This window comes from Bradyrhizobium sp. USDA 3262, from assembly GCF_054060035.1.
In genome coordinates, this window is the sequence record NZ_JBSSCT010000001.1 from 4,282,016 (window position 1) to 4,299,722 (window position 17,707).

The 17,707-nt window shown below is 63.9% G+C and carries 16 protein-coding genes and 1 pseudogene; 15 read left to right on the top strand and 2 right to left on the bottom strand.

All coding sequences use genetic code 11. The annotated features are described in order from the left end of the window. Positions 1–16: 16 nt before the first annotated feature. Both ACVWYP_RS19555 and ACVWYP_RS19560 read left to right on the top strand, forming a co-directional pair. Positions 17–1,171, top strand: a complete 1,155-nt coding sequence (locus ACVWYP_RS19555; RefSeq protein ID WP_456684131.1) for a hypothetical protein — start codon at positions 17–19, stop codon at positions 1,169–1,171. Next, positions 1,168–1,401 (top strand): hypothetical protein, encoded by a 234-nt coding sequence (locus ACVWYP_RS19560; protein WP_304499457.1) that lies wholly within the window; start codon positions 1,168–1,170, stop codon positions 1,399–1,401. Before ACVWYP_RS19555 ends, ACVWYP_RS19560 begins: the two co-directional genes overlap by 4 nt. A gap of 18 nt (positions 1,402–1,419) precedes the next feature. Here the strand turns inward: ACVWYP_RS19560 and ACVWYP_RS19565 are convergent, their stop codons facing one another. After that, positions 1,420–1,779 (bottom strand): VanZ family protein, encoded by a 360-nt coding sequence (locus ACVWYP_RS19565; protein WP_179077249.1) that lies wholly within the window; start codon positions 1,777–1,779, stop codon positions 1,420–1,422. 410 nt (positions 1,780–2,189) lie between these two features. Between ACVWYP_RS19565 and ACVWYP_RS19570 the strand changes: the two genes are divergently transcribed. The 6 genes from ACVWYP_RS19570 to ACVWYP_RS19595 all read left to right on the top strand — a co-directional run bounded on the left by ACVWYP_RS19570 (position 2,190) and on the right by ACVWYP_RS19595 (position 9,839). Beyond that, a complete protein-coding gene (locus ACVWYP_RS19570; RefSeq protein ID WP_016841655.1) occupies positions 2,190–2,852 on the top strand; it encodes a response regulator transcription factor in 663 nt (220 codons plus the stop codon). Positions 2,853–3,068: 216 nt separating this feature from the next. After that, complete coding sequence (locus ACVWYP_RS19575; protein WP_304499458.1) at positions 3,069–4,445, top strand: sensor histidine kinase; 1,377 nt, start codon at positions 3,069–3,071, stop codon at positions 4,443–4,445. 265 nt (positions 4,446–4,710) lie between these two features. Continuing rightward, positions 4,711–5,175: a (2Fe-2S)-binding protein gene (locus ACVWYP_RS19580; RefSeq protein WP_304499459.1), complete on the top strand. Its 465-nt coding sequence runs from the start codon at positions 4,711–4,713 to the stop codon at positions 5,173–5,175. Position 5,176: 1 nt separating this feature from the next. Then, positions 5,177–7,426 carry a xanthine dehydrogenase family protein molybdopterin-binding subunit gene (locus ACVWYP_RS19585; RefSeq protein WP_304499460.1) on the top strand — a complete coding sequence of 750 codons (2,250 nt, stop codon included), beginning with the start codon at positions 5,177–5,179 and terminating at the stop codon, positions 7,424–7,426. A gap of 8 nt (positions 7,427–7,434) precedes the next feature. Then, positions 7,435–8,067, top strand: coding sequence for a hypothetical protein (locus tag ACVWYP_RS19590; protein WP_304499461.1), 633 nt, complete (start codon positions 7,435–7,437; stop codon positions 8,065–8,067). A 377-nt stretch (positions 8,068–8,444) separates the two neighbouring features. Next, positions 8,445–9,839, top strand: a complete 1,395-nt coding sequence (locus tag ACVWYP_RS19595; RefSeq protein WP_304499462.1) for a hypothetical protein — start codon at positions 8,445–8,447, stop codon at positions 9,837–9,839. A gap of 207 nt (positions 9,840–10,046) precedes the next feature. Here the strand turns inward: ACVWYP_RS19595 and ACVWYP_RS19600 are convergent, their stop codons facing one another. Then, positions 10,047–10,370 (bottom strand): DUF1127 domain-containing protein, encoded by a 324-nt coding sequence (locus ACVWYP_RS19600; RefSeq protein ID WP_028345270.1) that lies wholly within the window; start codon positions 10,368–10,370, stop codon positions 10,047–10,049. Between the two features lie 155 nt (positions 10,371–10,525). Here ACVWYP_RS19600 and ACVWYP_RS19605 point away from each other — a divergent pair, with 155 nt between their 5' ends. From ACVWYP_RS19605 to ACVWYP_RS19635, 7 genes and pseudogenes are all read left to right on the top strand, one after another. Further along, positions 10,526–12,106 (top strand): winged helix-turn-helix domain-containing protein, encoded by a 1,581-nt coding sequence (locus ACVWYP_RS19605; protein ID WP_092079683.1) that lies wholly within the window; start codon positions 10,526–10,528, stop codon positions 12,104–12,106. Positions 12,107–12,330: 224 nt separating this feature from the next. After that, complete coding sequence (locus ACVWYP_RS19610; RefSeq protein WP_027547784.1) at positions 12,331–12,531, top strand: DUF6494 family protein; 201 nt, start codon at positions 12,331–12,333, stop codon at positions 12,529–12,531. A 58-nt stretch (positions 12,532–12,589) separates the two neighbouring features. Beyond that, a pseudogene (locus tag ACVWYP_RS19615) lies at positions 12,590–12,958 on the top strand (VOC family protein). Positions 12,959–13,502: 544 nt separating this feature from the next. Continuing rightward, positions 13,503–14,660 (top strand): c-type cytochrome biogenesis protein CcmI, encoded by a 1,158-nt coding sequence (ccmI, locus tag ACVWYP_RS19620; protein ID WP_304499464.1) that lies wholly within the window; start codon positions 13,503–13,505, stop codon positions 14,658–14,660. Between the two features lie 47 nt (positions 14,661–14,707). Beyond that, positions 14,708–15,205, top strand: coding sequence for a cytochrome c maturation protein CcmE (ccmE, locus tag ACVWYP_RS19625; RefSeq protein WP_304499465.1), 498 nt, complete (start codon positions 14,708–14,710; stop codon positions 15,203–15,205). Further along, a complete protein-coding gene (locus tag ACVWYP_RS19630; RefSeq protein WP_304499466.1) occupies positions 15,202–17,184 on the top strand; it encodes a heme lyase CcmF/NrfE family subunit in 1,983 nt (660 codons plus the stop codon). The genes ccmE and ACVWYP_RS19630 overlap by 4 nt, the downstream gene beginning before the upstream one ends. Then, a complete protein-coding gene (locus tag ACVWYP_RS19635) occupies positions 17,184–17,690 on the top strand; it encodes a cytochrome c-type biogenesis protein (RefSeq protein WP_304499467.1) in 507 nt (168 codons plus the stop codon). The genes ACVWYP_RS19630 and ACVWYP_RS19635 overlap by 1 nt, the downstream gene beginning before the upstream one ends. Positions 17,691–17,707: the final 17 nt, after the last annotated feature.

The following is a 17,707-nucleotide window of genomic DNA, read 5'->3' on the forward strand; positions in this document are numbered from 1 at the left end:
AACCAGACTAACATTTATGACGCCGACGCCGGCCCAGAGAACGGTCAGGGACATCGCTCCTGCGCACCCCGAGGTGGAGTTCGCGCTGGTGCTGGCGCGAACCATCGATTCCGTGAGCGCCGACCCGCAGCAGCTGCGCAGCGCGGTCTACGAGCTCGCGCGGCAGAAGCTGCAGCAGCTCGCGCACGAGGATCCGGCGGAGAAGCAGCGTCTGATGCAGGCGCTGGAAGTGGCGATCGAAGGCGTCGAAGCGCACACGAAGAGCAATGTGATCGAGAAATTCGAGGTGCCGCCGGCGCGGGCGCTGCCCGCATTCCTCGAGGCGGCAGGCGCTGCGCGGCGGATCGAGGCGCCGCCCCGGATCGATGCCGAGGCGGCATTTGTCGTGACCCTCGATCGCGTCGAGCCTGCCGCCGTGTCGCGCCGTCCGCGATGGTCGTCGTCGACGCCGCTGCGTTACGTTGTCATGCTGGCGTTCTTTGGGCTGATCGCGGCCGTTGTCCTGCTGCAGCAACGCGGCGTGTCATTGGCCGCGGCCCGCGCGATGATTGCCGGCACGCTGGCATCGGCGCCGCCTGAAACCCAAAGGCCAGCGGTGGTCGCAGCCGTGCCGGCGCCGGCCGTTGCGGCCGAGCCGCCGGCGCCGAGACGGCCGCTGCCGACCGCGTACGGCGTTTACGCCGAGAGCGGCGGCAAGCTCTACGAGCTGCAACTGATCCAGGGGCGCGCGCCGGATCCGCGGGTGGCGATCTCGGCGGCGATCACGCGGCCGAGCGAGACCACACTGCCTGACGGACATCTCCGCTTCATCGTGTTCCGGCGCGAGGGTGCCGGCGGCGCCTCCGATCCGATCGATGTGCGCCTGATCGCGCATGTGAGCCAGCAGACCACGTTCGACGCCACCGGCAAGCCGGTTTCGCCGGGCGACGACAGCTGGGTGATCCGCAACATCTCGATCCCGTTCCGCGCGGCGCCGCTCAAGGACGATCCGCAGATGTTCGAGGTCCTGCCGCGCGACGACGCGCCGCTGCCGCCGGGACGCTACGCGCTGATCCTGAAGGCCCAGGCCTATGATTTCACGGTCGAGGGCGCGGTGACCGACAAGCGGCACTGCCTGCAGCGGCTGGCAGCCGCGAATGGCGTGTTCTACTCGGAATGCGAGAAACCGTGACCGGGATTTCCGTCCGGTTCAGCGCCGTGCTGGCACTCCTGCTGGCCTCGAGTGCCGCCGTCGCCGCACCCGCCGCCGAGACCGCCAAGCGCTGCCTGCGCGCGGCCTACATGGTCTATCCCTACAAGCGACCAGGGGCCGTGCCGATGAATGGCGACCGGCTGCACTTCTTTCAGCAATGCATGGCGCAGGACGACATGAAGTCGGCGGAAGCGCCGAAGCGCGATTGAGCGCAATGCGCCGACCGCTCAGCTCGCGGACTGCTCCACGCCCGGCCTTAGCCGGCCGAACTGGTTGCGCAGCACGAGCAGCATGAAGCGACCGACGCCGACGCCGGCGAGACCTCCTGCCACCTTGACGATCGCGTCGATCAGGCGGCCGTGACGGTCCGGTGTCAGGAATTGCATCGCTTCGAGCGTGAACGCGCTGAAGATCACAAAAAGTACGATCAGCGCGGTGCGCCGCGGGTAGCCCAGCACGAAGGCCAGCGCCATCACGGCGAACGCTGCGAAATGCTCGATCTGCGGATGGAAAAGCGAGGGACGGTCCTGGATCGGGGACAGTGTCACGAAGGCGATGAAGGCAAGCGCAAGCCAGCCTGCAATCACGCCGAACCTCCGTATTTTTGAAACAAGCAACGCGTTCTTCCCGGTCCATGTGCGCTCGGCGCGCCGCCGTTGAATTAGCGCATCGCTCGTGTCAGCGACATGAAAATGGTCGTCGAAGGTTAACTTGCCGGTCGACTGTAAATGACCCGACATGTCTCGATGCCTTGGTCCGCGGAAGGTTGCCAGCAACAATTGCCTTTGAATTTAAGGTACAAAAATACCTTCAATCGAAACCCGATCTCACTTCGCGCGCATCTCATGGAGGGAACCAGAGGTGCTTGCGCGGGTTCCCGGGATGGTGCACCTGACGAAAAAATTAGCGGCGCCTTGCGGGTCCATTCATAAGCCGTTCACGGCCGGAAGCCTCATTTGGTGCCGGAATATCGTAATGCTCACTCTCGGAGGCCAAAGTGCGTCTGCTCGTCGTTGAGGATGACCCGGATCTGAACCGCCAGCTCACCACCGCGCTGACGGACGCCGGCTATGTGGTCGATCGCGCGTTCGACGGCGAGGAGGGGCATTTCCTTGGCGACAGCGAGCCCTATGACGCGGTCGTGCTGGATATTGGCCTGCCCAAAATGGACGGTATCTCGGTGCTCGAGGCCTGGCGGCGGAACAAGCGGGTGATGCCGGTGCTGATCCTCACCGCACGCGATCGCTGGAGCGACAAGGTTCAGGGCTTCGACGCCGGCGCCGACGACTATGTCGCCAAGCCCTTCCACCTCGAGGAGGTGCTGGCGCGGATCCGCGCGCTGCTGCGCCGCGCGACCGGGCATGCCCAGGTCGAATTGAACTGCGGGCCGGTGGCGCTGAATACCCGCACCAAGCGTGTCACCGTCAACGGCAATCCGATCAAGCTGACCTCGCACGAGTACAATCTGCTCGACTATCTGATGCACCACACCGGGCGGGTGGTCTCGCGCACCGAACTGGTCGAGCATCTCTACGACCAGGACTTCGACCGCGACTCCAACACGATCGAGGTGTTCGTCGGGCGCATTCGCAAGAAGCTGGAAGTCGATATCATCCAGACCGTTCGCGGCCTCGGCTACATGCTATCGCCGCCGACCTAAACCAATTTCGAGCGAAATGGATGCCGGTTCGTTCGCGTGAAGAAAGCGCGGACCAAACAACGGGATAAGAGCATGTCCTATTCAATCGGATCATGCTCTTAAGGTGCTTGATCGCGATGCGGGCATTGGCATGATCCGCGCCAGGAGGACTGGATTCGCCATGTCTGAACTCGCCTTGTCGCGGCCCGCTGACGCGATGTTCGAGCTCGTGCCTTGATGGGCGGCAGCTCGCTCGCGACACGCCTGTTCGTCTCGGCGACCGCCTGGGTGGTGGTGATCCTGGCGATCACGGGCGTCATCCTGTCGTCGGTCTATCGCGACGCGACCGAGCGCGCCTTCGACCGGCGGCTCAATCTCTATCTGCGCACCCTGATCGCCGAAGTGGCGACGCCGGACGAGCCCGCGGACCGCCAGTTCCAGTCGCTCGGCGAGCCGCTGTTCGACCTGCCCTTGTCGGGCTGGTACTGGCAGATCACCCGGACCGATACCGAAAAGGGCGAGACCCGCGCCTCGCGCTCGCTGTGGGACAAGAAGCTGCCCAAGCTCGAGGAGCACGGCGCCGAGCTGACCGCCGCCGGTGTCCGGCTCGGCTATGTCGACGGGCCCGAAGGCCAGAGCCTGCGCGTGGTGGAGCGGCCGGTCGATCTCGGCGCCGACGGCAAGTTCCTGGTCAGCGTCGCCGGCGATGCCACCGAGATCTTCGATGAGACGCGCAGCTTCGACTATTATCTCGGCGGCACCTTCGCCGCGCTCGGCATCGTGCTGCTGCTGACCACGATCTTCCAGGTGCGCTATGGCCTCGCGCCGCTCAAGCGCATTTCGGATGCGATTGCCGATATCCGCTCCGGCCGCGCCGAGCGGCTGGAAGGCCGGTTTCCGGTCGAGATCGCGCCGCTGGCGCGCGAGACCAATGCGCTGATCGATGCCAACCGGGAGATCGTCGAGCGCTCGCGCACCCATGTCGGCAATCTCGCCCATGCGATCAAGACGCCGCTCTCGGTGATCGTGAACGAGGCGGCGGCGCATACCGCCGATCCTTTCGCCAGCAAGGTGCTGGAGCAGGCCGATCTGATGCGGGACCAGGTTGCGCACCATCTCGAGCGCGCGCGGATCGCCGCCCGTGCCACCATCGTCAGCACCATCACCGACGTCGCACCTGTGATCGAGGCGCTGCGCCGGACCATGGAAAAGATCCATCGCGATCGCGACCTCTCGATCGAGGCGAAGGCCGATCCGGCGGCACGGTTTCGCGGCGAGCGGCAGGATCTGGAGGAGATGGTCGGCAATCTCGTCGACAACGCCTGCAAATGGGCGGCTTCGCAGGTGTTCGTCGAGGTGACCGTGGTCCCGCCCGAGGCCTCGGGCGCCGGGCCGAGGCTGCGCATTGTGGTCGACGACGATGGGCGCGGCCTGTCGGAAGCCGAGCGTGCCCAGGTGTCGCGGCGCGGCCAGCGGCTCGACGAGTCGAAACCCGGCTCCGGGCTCGGCCTGTCGATCGTGACTGATCTCGCCGGCCTCTATGGCGGCAATCTCACCCTGAACAGCGCACCGATCGGCGGCCTGCGGGCCGAACTCGTGCTGCCGGCAGTCTAGTCCTGCGGACTGCGCAGGCGCGAGCCGATGGATGGGCGTGCGACCGGTTGGCACCCTGTCCCCATGGCGGGGCAAGTTGCGCATCCCACTGTACGGTCCGCGACCGGTCTCGTTGAAGCGTACGCTTTGTCCTGTCTCTCACGTTGCCGGGCGCGACGTGATGGCACGCGGCTGCCTAATCAGTGTACTTGGCAGTGTAACAAGCGTCAGTTACGGTTCCATCTGCGCTTGACCGTAAGTCAAGGCGATAATCTGCGAGGACACCATGATTGAGCTCACGGTCAATGGTACCAAGCACCAAGTCGACGTTGTCCCCGAGATGCCTTTGCTGTGGGTGCTGCGCGACGAACTCGGAATTACAAGCCCCAAATACGGCTGCGGCGTTGCGCAATGCGGCGCCTGCACCGTCCAGATCGATGGAATGGCGGTCCGATCTTGCCAGGCGCATGTTGGCGAGATTGCAGGCAAGTCGGTCGTCACGCTCGAAGGGTTGGAAAAGCGGGACCAACATCCAGTTCTCCAGGCCTGGATCGAACATCAGGTTCCACAATGCGGTTACTGTCAGACCGGCCAGATCATGCAGGCTATTTCGCTGCTCGATCTGATCGCGCAGCCGACCGATGAAGATATCAATGAGGTGATGTCCGGCAATCTCTGCCGTTGCGGGACCTATCCGCGTATTCGGGCGGCTATCCACGCGGCGGCCGCGAAGAAGATGGCGGAGAAGTGAGATGGCACTTCAGAATTATTCACGCCGCGCATTCGTTTTTGGCTCCGCTGCGGTAGCTGGCGGCATCGCCTTCGGCTTGTACAGCGATGCTGCGCAAGCCGCGACGGCAAGTGACAATCCATTGACCGCCGGCCTCGGGCCGGATTCCGTCGCCTTCAACCCTTGGATCGAAATCAGCCCGGCGAAAATCACGCTCATTGCGCAACATGCCGACATTGGCCAGGGCGTCGGCTCAGTGCAGCCGATCATGATCGCCGAAGAGATGGATCTGGATCCTGGCCAGTTCGAGATCCGGTTCGCCGGCCCCAGTCCCGCCTACTTCAACACCGGTTTTGCGGACGAATTCGCGCCGTTCGTGGCCGCGGACCAAAGCCCGGCCGCCGAAGAAGCGCGCGCCGCCACGCTCGAATATCTTAGAAAAACCGGTCTGCAAATGACTGGAGGCTCGAGTACGATTCCGGACACCTACCAAAAACTGCGGGTCGCCGGCGCGGTCGCGCGCGAGACGCTGAAGGCCGCCGCAGCCAAACGTGCGGGTGTTGCCGTCGCCGACCTCCGCACGCAATCCGGCCATGTGATCTTGCCGGACGGGAAGAAGATTGCCTATCTCGAACTCGCGGCAGATGCTGCGAAGATAGCGCCCGTGCTCGATGCAAAGCTACGCGATCCGTCACAATGGCGGTTGCTGGGTAAGCCCATGACACGTCTCGATGTTCGCTCGAAGGTTATGGGCGAGCTGAAGTTCGGCATCGATATGAGGATGGACGGCATGCTCTATGCCTCCGTCAAGCTGAACCCCAATAAGGGGCAGCCGCTGAAATCGTATGAGGCAAGCAAGATGCGCGCGATGCCGGGGGTCAAGAAGATCCTCGAAATCAAAAATGGCGTTGCGGTGATTGCCACGAACAGCTGGTATGCGATGAAGGCGGTCGCCGCGATCGATTGCGAGTGGGCGCCCCCGGTGTATCCCGCCGAGCAGGCCGACCATTGGAAGGTACTGGAAACTTCGTTCAAGCCCGAATTCCTCGGCAAGGAGTGGCGCAAGATCGGCGATATCGAGGCCGGGCTGAAGACCGGCACGCGCGTCGAGGCCGAATATCGCGCACCCTATCTGGCGCATCAGCCGCTCGAGCCTCTCAACGGAATCGGACTCGTCACCGACAAGGGGATGGAGATCTGGGTCGGCCATCAGAGCCCGCAATTCGTGCAGAACATCGCGGCGGCCGCGATCGGCCTGAAGCCGGAACAGGTCACCTTCCACAATCAATGGACGGGCGGAAGCTTCGGGCACCGTCTCGAGTATGAGAACGTTCGCGTCCTGGCAGAGATCGCAAACCAGATGCGCGGCACGCCGATCAAGCTCGTCTTCTCGCGCGAGGAGGATTTTCTCCAGGACATTCCGCGGCAGATTGCAATCGCCAGGCACAAAGGCAGCGTCGACAACGGCAAGATCGTTGCCGTCGATCTGCAACTGGCGTCAACGACTCCGCTCAAGGGACTGCTCGAGCGCTCGGGCATCCCATCGAAGGATCCCGACGGGCAGTTGGCCGCGGGTCTGTGGAACGTCTACTACGACATCCCCAACTTCCGGGGCACGAGCTACGAGGCGCAAGGATTGTCGCCGAGCACCACATGGCGATCGGTCGGTGCTTCAACCGCGGGCTTCTTCACCGAGAGCTTCATCGACGAGCTGATCCACGCCGCGGGCCTCGATCCCATGAAGGCGCGCATCGCGATGTGCAATGTGCCGACTTACCGGAAGGTGCTGGAGACGGTCGCGGAGATGTCGGATTGGAAGGGACCGCTCGGAAACGGCCGAGGCCGCGGCGTCGCCTTCGTCGAGGCTTTCGGCACGCCGACTGCGGAAGTCGTCGAAGTGACGAAGACGGACAGAGGCATCAGGATCGACAAGGTCTGGGTCGCCGTCGATGTCGGCAAGGTCGTCGATCCCGTCAATTTCGAGAACCAGGTGCAGGGCGGCGTCGTCTGGGGGCTTGGTCATGCCATCAATTGCGAACTCACTTACGCAAAGGGCGCGGTGCAGCAGACCAATTACAATCACCACGAAGCGATGCGAATCTACCAGTGTCCCGTGATCGAAGTCCGCGGGCTCGAGAACGATCCCAAAGTGAGGGGCGTCGGAGAGCCGCCGGTCCCGCCGGCCGCACCTGCGCTCGCGAACGCGATCTTCGCAGCGACTGGACAGCGCATCCGCGAAATGCCCTTCAACAAGTTCATCGATTTCGTCTGAGGCGGGCCATGAAGAGATCTCTGATTGCGCTCGTTCTTGCCGCTTCGGCAACTGCCGTCCTGACCGGAATTGTCGCGGCCAAGGACGAAGCCAACAAGGATGTCTTGCCGGCGGGCAGTATAAGCCGCACCGAGGGGTTGGAGGCCTGGAAACGCATCGAGGCTGTTGTGACACATCCGCGATGTGCCAATTGTCACGTCGATGCCAAGGCCATTCCGATCTGGACGCCGGCAGGTGAATCGAGGCCTCGCGTCCATGGTATGAACATCCACGGCGGCGACAGTCGCATTGGCGCCGAGAAGATCGCCTGCGCGGCCTGTCACATGACTTCGACCCAGGCTAACGAGCCGGCACCGTCGCCGCCTCGCGCGGGCATCGACTGGCAACTCGCCCCCGTCGAATTCATTTGGTTCGGCAAGAGTGGCGCAGAGATCTGCGCGCAGCTCAAGGACCCCAAACGCAACGGTGGCCGCGACGCCGTTGGTCTGCTCGAGCATCTCAGGCACGATGCATCGCTCAACGGCTTCATCCCGCGCGGATGGGCACCCGGGGCGGGCCGTACGACCCCGCCGGGGACGTTTGAGGATCACGTCAAGGATGTGGCTATCTGGGGCGCCGCCGGACAACCATGTCCGGATTGACGCCTGCGTCGCGATAGCACCGGGAAGCCGCGGCGGGTGCACGACATCACGCCATCGATCATCCTCTCGATCGGCGATCGGCCCATGGCGTCTCGGTCTGTTTAGCTGACCGCATGAGTTACGAGCGGATCAGCGGCGCAACCGCTTTCGCCACGCGGCACAAAGTCCGCGATCTTGCTGAGATCGGGCAGGGGGATCGAATTAGGCAGTTGGCGATTTTCCTCAATCATTTCAATTGTGCCTTGTATGTGCGTTAGGAACTCTAAGCTATTGATCCGTCGAATTTTTCAGATAACGGCTTCTTAACGCGCCCACCTCTATCATCGCGGGCGGACGGGCTGCGGCGCTTGCCGGGCACCAAGCTTTCACGACCGGGCATGAGCCAGAAATCGACCGAGCGGCTGAGGGATTATCTCGCGCAGCTTCCGCCGCAATCGCAGGCGCTGCTGATGCGGGAGCTGGAGCGCGCCGTCGAACGCGGCGATGACGTCGCCGTCGCCAATCTGGTCCTCGAGCAGCTGCGCAAGATCGTGCGCGGGGCCGAGGAGGACGAGCACATCCAGCCGCGCAGCGACGATCCGGCGCGGCTGCTGTTCCGGCCACTCGAGCCGTTCCTCGCCGAGACCAATTTCCCGACGCGAGCGGGCCAGATCCGGCGCGCCTCGCTGCTGCCGATCTGGCAATGGCTCGCCCGCGAGGGCGCGCCCGAAGCGGCTCGCGCGTTCGAGGCGGCGTTGGCCGCGGCCACGGAGAGCGGTCCGATGGAGACCGCCGCGCGCAAGTTCCAGCTTGCCGCCGCGGACGCCATCCTCAAGATCGCGGCGCCAAGTCAGGACGATCGCCAGCGCGCGCTGTCGCGCGTCGGTCCGCCGAACGTGGTCGAGGACCTGCTGCCGATCGGCCTCGTTCTGCAGGCCCGCGAAGCGCTGGAAACCCTGGGAAGCCGGCTGCCGAGCCAGATCCGGGTGTTTGCCGATTCCCAGATCGCTTCAGCGACCGAAGCGCTCAAGCTGCCGTCGCTGCAGACGCCGCAGCTATTGCCGTTCGCGCTGTCACTGATTGCGCAGCGGCTCGCCGCGCCATGGCAGATCGTCCGCCTTGCCATCAAGATGGCGGCCTCGGACGATGAGCTCCGCGTCGCGGCAACGCCATACGGCGTCGCGGTCACCATCGCGCTGCATGACCTGTCGTTCGTCGCGGCCTGCCTGCGTACCGACATCAGGCGCGGCCATTTCGATTATGTCGGCGAGCAGCTCAAGACCCTGCATGACGGCGTCCGCGGCCTGCGCACCGAGCTTGATCTGCGCAACGATTCCGCCTGGGGCCGCCAGCTCACCTCGGTTCGCGCCGATACCTCCAACGCGCTGCAATCGGAGATCGACAGCGTGCCGGGCCAGGTTCGCCGCATCCTGCGCCAGCGCGCCGACAAGGACATTACGGCCGGCGCCAAGATCGATGCGACCGAGGTCGAGGATGCCGCGGCGCTGATCGATTTCGTCGCGGTGTGCCGCACCTATGCCAGCGAGCTCGCCATCAACGAGGTGACGCTACGGACCTTCTCGGATCTGCAACATTATGTCGAGCAGTCGACCGAAGGGCTGGTGCAGTCGCTGCGCGGCGGCGACGCCCGGGTCCGGGCCTTTCGCCAGCAGCAGGTCAAGGCCGCGATCCGCTTCTGCGAGGTGCTGTTCGGCCACGACTACGCGTCGCTGATGAACAGGGCGGCGGAAAATGCCGTCACCGGCGAGCGGAAGTCGTCGCGCGCGGGGTAGCGATAGCCTAGATACGGTTCGAACCCTGTTCGAGCGCTCCAAAATCCCACTTACCAGGGCGTGTACCTGTAAATCCGTCCGCTGTACCAACGTCCGCATTGCCAACGGTAAGCTGACAAAACAGGCGCGCTTGGTCATGTCGGCTAAGGGGCCAGAAGCAGCCATAACGGCTTGCGTAGCAGACCGCGATGGTTTCCGCGCATTGCACTAGCGAGGTTTGACGCGTGTTTCTGAGAGGTGCTTGTCCCAATGTGGGTGGATTTGGCCGTCCACTGTTGGCAGGTATTGGACCCATTCGGCTCGTATGCCTCGCGGGTCGATATCTCTGTTCGACACGACGTAGTCAATCTCGCCTCGCGTCGTGCCAATATCCATCAGCTCGCGGTCCGTCAGGCGGCATAATTCCGTTTGCAGCCTCCGGCGTTTGCGCCACTCCTGAAATGCCTTCCAATATGCTTCGAGCGGACTATAGACCGGCCGGTCGGCAGTTGCTCTGTGCTGCAACTTGGTGATCTCTTGGACTGTGCTCATTGCCGTGTGTCCTGTCTACTTTTCGGAGGACGAACATGCTGTACGACGAGCCACCGCGCCTGACATCCGGCTTACATTTTCCTTACCAGCGGCTTATTCTTTGCGTTCGAGGGCGTTAAAGCCTGAAAATCGAACGCCCTTTAAGGGATCGCCAGATGCGCTATTTCTTCGAGGAGTACGCATTCGATACTGACCGTCGCGAGCTACATCGCGGGACCATCCCTGTTCCCATCACGCCGCAGGTCTTCGATCTACTAGACCATTTGATCCGGCACAGGGAGCGCGTCGTCAGCAAGGACGATCTCATCAGCGCAGTTTGGAACGGACGCATAGTCTCAGATGCCGCGTTGACGACCCGCTTGAATGCCGCTCGCGCCGCAATCGGTGACGATGGTGACAAGCAGCGCCTAATCAAAACGTTGCCGCGCAAAGGCTTTCGCTTCGTTGGCGTAGTGCACGAAGGGCAGACGCCCGAAACTGCGGCGGCTAGTTCGGCGGCGCAGAACGACGGCACGGCACAAATGTCGCTTTCATCGCCTCACCTCTCCATCGTTGTGTTGCCCTTCGCCAACCTCAACGGCGACCCAGAGCACGACTATTTCGTCGATGGTGTAACGGAAAGCCTCACTACGGACTTGTCGCGGATCAGCGGCTCATTGGTGATCGGGCGACACACCGCATTCACCTACAAGGGCAAAGCAGTTGACCTCAAGCAAATCGGTCGCGAGTTGAACATCCGGTATGTGCTAGAAGGCTCCGTGCAGCGTCACGAAAGCCGACTTCGCGTCAACGTGCAGCTGGTAGACGCTGAAACCAGCGCGCACTTATGGGCGGACCGCTTTGACAAACCCGTCGCCGATCTGTTCGATATGCAGGACGAGATCATATCTAGGCTAGCTAACTCCTTAGACGCGCAGCTCGTCGCAGCCGAGGCCGTGAGAGCACAACGTTCGGCGCATCCCAATTCAATGGAGTTGTACTTCCAGGGCAGAGCTAAGCTCAATATGGGGTTGACTTCCGAATATATCTTGCAGGCGCGCCACTTTTTCGAGCGTGCCCTGACGCTTGATCCCGGCAATATCGAAGCATGTCTGGGCTTAGCGCATGTTGATGGCATTGTTGGTGCCGGCTACATGACCGACAATCGGATAAAGTACCTTACCGTAGCAGAAGTGGCCGTTATGCATGTCCTGACCCTTGCGCCGAACCACGCCTTGGCTCACTTACATTTGGGAACAGCAAAAATTTTCACGAACCGCGTGTCCGAGGGCATTGACGAACTACAACACGCTTTGGCGTTGGACCGAAATCTGGCCCATGCGCACGGGTTAATCGGTCAAGCCAAGATTTTCCTCGGTCGCGGCGGGGACACTGAGGCGCATGTCTTAGAGGCACTCCGCCTGTCTCCCCGCGACATTCATGCCTTCATGTGGATGCAGTATGTCGGTTTCGCTAAGTTGCAACTTAGTGCCGATAGGGAAGCCGTCTGTTGGCTCCGCAGGAGCATCGACGCCAACCGAAATTATCCGTTTGCGCATCTTGGGCTCGCCGCTGCCCTAGCACTGCTTGGAGCACTCGATGACGCGCGGGCCGCGGCGCAAGCAGGGCTCGCGCTTCAACCTAATTTCAGCATCCGCCGCTTCCGCGCCAGCCCGTCGAGCGATAATCCAGCTTATCTCGCCAAACGTGAGCGCATTTATGAAGGCATGCGATTGGCAGGAGTACCGGAGGGGTAATGTCGCAGATGGGTCACAAGCAGCGGTCGAGGACCGCGCTCAGCCGTGTCCGGTCCACCTCAGCGTGCCGACATTGCAGCGTCAGGTGTAGTCTTCAGATCCGGGCCGAGGTTGGTAGGCGATCCAGGTAAGGAGGAAGTCGGCGGCGACGCGAGCGCGGCCTCGATGTTTGGGGTTTGCTCACCTCGTGTTAGACTTTGGCTACCCGATCAGGGAGAACAGCCATGACCGCCGAGTTCGATGAAGACCGCTTCAATATGGCTATCCGTAAATTTCTGAAGCATGTCGGAGTTACATCGCAGCGTGAAATCGAGAACCTGGTGCGTAGCGGGGCGGTGAAAGGTGGCGAGCTCAAACTGCGAATGACCCTGTCCGCTGAGGGGACGCCGCTGAAACATGTTGTCGAGGAAACAGTCGCACTCTGACCGCGAGAGAAGTCTTACCTACAAACGACGCAGGAAATAGTGCAGGAGAGTTGTTTCCATGATCGAGGGGATCAGCGCGGTCACGCTTGGCACCCACGAAATGCCACGGGCTGTCCGATTTTACCGCGCCTTGGGATTTGAGGTCCTGCATGGCGGCGAACAGTCGTCATTCACCAGCTTTCGGGCTGGTGCGAGTTATCTCAACCTCATCGCCCAGCCTGCCGATCGGTGCTGGTCCTGGTGGGGACGCATCATCTTTTATGTTGCCGATGTTGACAAACTCTACGACCGTTCGCTTGCAGCCGGATACTAGCCGGCTACTGTCCCCCGCGACGCCGAATGGGGTGAGCGCTACTTCCACCTGATTGATCCAGATGGCCACGAACTCAGTTTCGCCCGGCCTCTGCTCCCAGTTTCCGTCGAATAGCAGCTCGAAGCGACCTACCATCCCGCGCGGCAGCCGGCCTGGGTGCTCAAATGCCACGCTGCATAACAATGATCCTCGGTGACGGCGTGACGCGTTCATCCGCCGCCCGTCGCCGCGTCGCGCTAGTGCGAACATCCCTGGATGTCGCAGAAGGGTCGCAGGACGATATTGCCGGGGTCGGGTCGCGTGTCCACTTTGCCCCCGAAAGCGGACGGCAAATTGACGACCGCGCCGGGGTCGGGGGACAAGCATTTGCACAATTTCGGAATAATGGAAGTGTGCCGCTGATTTGCCCGACATGTCAAGTCGTCAATCGAGCGCCGGCGGAAGCCTGCACCTTTGCATGGGGTTGTTTTCGACATTTTGGTCGTGTGCACCTTCGCCCGGAGACGCCGGCGCAATACCGCCGGAACGGCACCGGAAACCGCCTGATTTCGACCTTCGGTCGATCCAGCAATTGTCAATTGCCGGGCTCGCCGCCGGTAGTGTAAAGCGATTCTAAGGCGGCTTGCCGGAAGCCGCCGTTCCATCCGGGAACCGCTTGATGACGCTGTGGTTTGTGTTCGCGCTGATGACGGTCGCGGCGATCTTTGCCGTGCTGTGGCCGCTCAGCCGTCGCGGGCGCGCGGATACCGGTGGCAGCGAGGTCGTGGTCTATCGCGACCAGCTCGCCGAAATCGACCGCGACATGGCCGCCGGCATCATCGGTGCCGCCGAGGCCGATGCCGCGCGGATCGAGATCAGCCGCCGGCTGCTGGCCGCCGCCGATCAGAGCGGACGTGAGACCCCGGTGCAAGGCAGCCTCAATCTGCGGCGCACTGCCGCGATCGTCGGCCTGGTCGGATTGCCGGTGATTGCCTCGAGCTTCTATCTCGCGCTCGGCTCGCCACGCCTCGGTGACTTTCCGCTCGCCGAGCGCGGCCGGGTGGCCGACGCCAACCAGCCGCTCGCCAATCTGGTCGCGCAGGTCGAGGCGCATCTCGAAAAGAACCCGACCGACGGCCGTGGCTGGACGGTGCTGGCACCGGTGCTGTCGCGCCTCGGCCGCTACGATGACGCCGTCCGCGCCTATCGCAACGCCATCACCTATGCCGGCGACAGCGCCGATCGCCGCGCCGATCTCGGCGAGGCGCTGATGGGGACCGCCGGCGGCGTCGTCACGGCGGACGCCAAGGCGGAGTTCGAGCGCTCCGTCGCGCTGAACGGCGACGATGCCAAGGCGAACTACTTCCTCGGCCTTGCCGCCGAGCAGGACGGCCGCAAGGCTGATGCCGCGGCGCTCTGGCAAAAGATGCTGGCGAAGGCGCCGGCGGACGCGCCGTGGCGGCCGCTGGTGCAGGCCGCGCTGGTCCGGGTCGGTGGCAGCGCGCCCGGCGGCGGCAGCGCGCCCGGCGGCGCTAGCTCGCCCGGCGGCGTCACCGCACCCGCGCTGCCGGACAGTGCGGTGGCTGCGGCCCGGGACATGAGCGAGGCCGATCGCGGCACCATGATCAAAGGCATGGTCGATCGGCTGGCGACGCGGCTGAAGACCAATGGCGACGACGTCGAGGGCTGGCTGCGGCTGGTCCGCGCCTATCTCGTGATGGGCGAGCGCGACAAGGCGATGAGCGCGCTCGCGGATGCCCGTCAGGCGGTCGGCAACGATGCGGACCGGTTGCGTCAGCTCAATGAGGGGCTGAAGAATCTCGGGCTGGATGGATAACGCATGACGCCGAAAAGTGCGGAGAACGTCATGCGCAAGGATGGAACATGACCAGGAAGCAACGGCGTTTGACACTGATCGGCTGCGCGCTCGTCGTGCTCGCGATCGCCGCGGGCCTGGTGCTGAACGCGCTGCGCGATTCCATCGTGTTCTTCTCGACGCCGTCGATGGTCTCCGAAAAGCATCTTGGTCCGGGCAAGCGTTTCCGCCTCGGCGGCCTGGTGGAACAGGGCTCGCTCAAGCGCGGCGACAATCTCGCCGTGACCTTCACCGTTGGCGACGGCGGCGCGACGCTGCCGGTCGCCTACAAGGGCATCCTGCCCGATCTGTTCCGCGAGGGGCAGGGCGTCGTCGCCGAAGGCGCGCTCGATGCTGACGGCGTGTTCCGTGCCGACACCGTGCTCGCCAAGCATGACGAGACCTACATGCCGAAGGACGTCGCCGACGCCTTGAAGAAGCAGGGCCACTGGAAGGACGATTACGGTGCCAAATCAAGCAATACGCCGAGCGCCTCCGCGGCGCCGACCCAGGGAGCCGTGCGGTGATTGCCGAAAGTGGACATTACGCCCTGGTGCTCGCGCTTGGGCTGGCGCTGATCCAGTCAATCGTGCCGATCGTCGGCGCGCGCTGGCGCGATGCGGCGCTGATGAACGTCGCGCGCTCGACCGCGCTCGCCCAATTGCTGTTCGTCGCGGCGTCGTTCGCGGCGCTGGTGACGCTGCATGTCAGCTCGGATTTCTCGGTCGCCAATGTCTACGAGAATTCGCATTCGCTGAAGCCGCTGCTCTACAAGATCACCGGCGTCTGGGGAAACCATGAAGGATCGATGCTGCTGTGGGTGTCGATCCTGGCGCTGTTCGGCGGCCTCGTCGCGGCCTTCGGCAACAATCTGCCGCTGTCGCTGCGGGCGCATGTGCTGGCGGTGCAGGCCTGGGTCGCCAGCGCGTTCTATCTGTTCATCCTGATCACCTCGAACCCGTTCCTGCGCATCGCCAATCCGCCGCTGGAGGGACGCGACCTCAATCCGGTGCTGCAGGACATCGGCCTCGCGGTGCACCCGCCGATGCTCTATCTCGGCTATGTCGGCTTCTCGATCTCGTTCTCGTTCGCGGTGGCGGCGCTGCTGGAGGGGCGGATCGACGCCGCCTGGGCGCGCTGGGTGCGGCCGTGGACGCTGATGGCGTGGATCTTCCTGACGCTCGGCATCGCGATGGGCTCCTACTGGGCCTATTACGAGCTCGGCTGGGGCGGCTGGTGGTTCTGGGATCCGGTCGAGAACGCCTCGCTGATGCCGTGGCTCGCCGGCACCGCGCTGTTGCATTCGGCGCTGGTGATGGAGAAGCGCAACGCGCTGAAGGTCTGGACCGTCCTGCTGTCGATCCTGACCTTCTCGCTGTCGCTGCTCGGCACCTTCCTGGTGCGCTCCGGCGTGCTCACATCGGTCCATGCCTTCGCGACCGATCCGACACGCGGCGTGTTCATCCTGCTGATCCTGTTCGTCTTCATCGGCGGCAGCCTGTCGCTGTACGCCTGGCGCGCCCCGGCATTGAAGCAGGGCGGGCTGTTCGCGCCGATCTCGCGCGAGGGCGCGCTGGTACTCAACAATCTGCTGCTCACCACCGCCTGCGCGACCGTGTTCATCGGCACGCTGTATCCGCTGGCGCTCGAGGTGCTGACCGGCGAGAAGATCTCGGTGGGCGCGCCGTTCTTCAATTTCACCTTCGCGCCGCTGTTCGTGCCGCTGCTGCTCGCGGTACCGTTCGGGCCGCTGCTGGCCTGGAAGCGCGGCGACCTGCTCGGCGCGGCGCAGCGGCTGATGGTGGCCGGCATCGTCGCGCTGGCTGCGATGGCGCTGGTGTTTGCGTGGACCTATGGCGGCGCGACCTTGGCGCCGCTCGCCATTGCGCTTGCGGTGTTCGTGATCATGGGCGCGCTGTGCGATCTCGCCGAGCGCATCGCGCTGTTCCGGATTCCGTTGTCGCTCTCGCTGCGCCGGGCGCGCGGCTTGCCGCGTGCGACCTGGGGGACCGCCTTCGCGCATGCCGGTCTCGGCGTCGCCCTGATCGGGATCGTCTGCGAGACCACCTGGAACAGCGAATATATCGGCGCGATGAAGCCGGACGACGTCGCCCGCGTCGCCGGCTACCAGCTGCGGCTCGACGGCCTGAACCCGCGGCAGGGTCCGAACTTCCGCGAGATGGTCGCGCAATTCACCGTGACGCGTGACGGCGAGAAGGTCAGCGTGATGACGCCGTCGAAGCGCAACTTCACGACGCGGGGCGCCTCGACGACCGAGGCCGCGCTGATGACGCGCGGTGCAAGCCAGCTCTACATCTCGCTCGGCGATACCTCGGCCGACGGCGCGATCGCGGTGCGCATCTATCACAAGCCGCTGGTGTTGATGATCTGGTGGGGCCCGGTGCTGATGGCGTTCGGCGGCATGCTGTCGCTGTCCGACCGCCGCTTGCGGGTCGGCGCGCCGAAGCCGGCGAAAGCGGCGCGCGCATTGCAGGCGGCCGAGTGATGCGGCCGCGCGCGCTTGCAGCCGCCGTGCTTGCGGCGGCCCTGATGCTCGGCGCGATGCCCGCCCGGGCGGTGCTGCCCGACGAGATCATGGCGGATCCGGCCAAGGAGGCGAGGGCGCGCGAGCTCTCCAAAGAGCTGCGCTGCATGGTCTGCCAGAACCAGTCGATCGACGATTCCGAGGCGCCGCTGGCGCGCGATCTCCGTCTTTTGGTGCGTGAACGCATCTCGGCCGGCGACAGCGACCGCCAGGTGATCGATTTCCTGGTGGCGCGCTACGGTGAATTCGTGCTGCTGAAGCCGCGCCTCAACGAGCACACGCTGCTGCTGTGGCTGACCCCGCCGCTGGCGCTTCTGCTGGGCGGTTTTGCGCTCTGGCGGCTCGGCCTGCGCAAGGCAAATCCGGCCGCCGGCGGGGGCGATTCCTCCGCCGGACTGACGTCCGACGAGCAGGCGCGCCTGAAACGGCTGCTGGCGGCGGAATCCGCGCCGGACAAGCCGCTTTAGTTCCCTTTTAAGTCCTT

Bases quoted from the DNA above. Each gene is read 5' to 3' on its own strand.
- ACVWYP_RS19555 (WP_456684131.1), top strand. From the start codon at position 17: ATGACGCCGACGCCGGCCCAGAGAACGGTCAGGGACATCGCTCCTGCG.
- ACVWYP_RS19575 (WP_304499458.1), top strand. From the start codon at position 3,069: ATGGGCGGCAGCTCGCTCGCGACACGCCTGTTCGTCTCGGCGACCGCC.
- ACVWYP_RS19590 (WP_304499461.1), top strand. From the start codon at position 7,435: ATGAAGAGATCTCTGATTGCGCTCGTTCTTGCCGCTTCGGCAACTGCC.
- ccmI (WP_304499464.1), top strand. From the start codon at position 13,503: ATGACGCTGTGGTTTGTGTTCGCGCTGATGACGGTCGCGGCGATCTTT.
- ACVWYP_RS19585 (WP_304499460.1), top strand. From the start codon at position 5,177: ATGGCACTTCAGAATTATTCACGCCGCGCATTCGTTTTTGGCTCCGCT.
- ccmE (WP_304499465.1), top strand. From the start codon at position 14,708: ATGACCAGGAAGCAACGGCGTTTGACACTGATCGGCTGCGCGCTCGTC.
- ACVWYP_RS19580 (WP_304499459.1), top strand. From the start codon at position 4,711: ATGATTGAGCTCACGGTCAATGGTACCAAGCACCAAGTCGACGTTGTC.
- ACVWYP_RS19600 (WP_028345270.1), bottom strand. From the start codon at position 10,370: ATGAGCACAGTCCAAGAGATCACCAAGTTGCAGCACAGAGCAACTGCC.
- ACVWYP_RS19605 (WP_092079683.1), top strand. From the start codon at position 10,526: ATGCGCTATTTCTTCGAGGAGTACGCATTCGATACTGACCGTCGCGAG.
- ACVWYP_RS19610 (WP_027547784.1), top strand. From the start codon at position 12,331: ATGACCGCCGAGTTCGATGAAGACCGCTTCAATATGGCTATCCGTAAA.
- ACVWYP_RS19635 (WP_304499467.1), top strand. From the start codon at position 17,184: ATGCGGCCGCGCGCGCTTGCAGCCGCCGTGCTTGCGGCGGCCCTGATG.
- ACVWYP_RS19595 (WP_304499462.1), top strand. From the start codon at position 8,445: ATGAGCCAGAAATCGACCGAGCGGCTGAGGGATTATCTCGCGCAGCTT.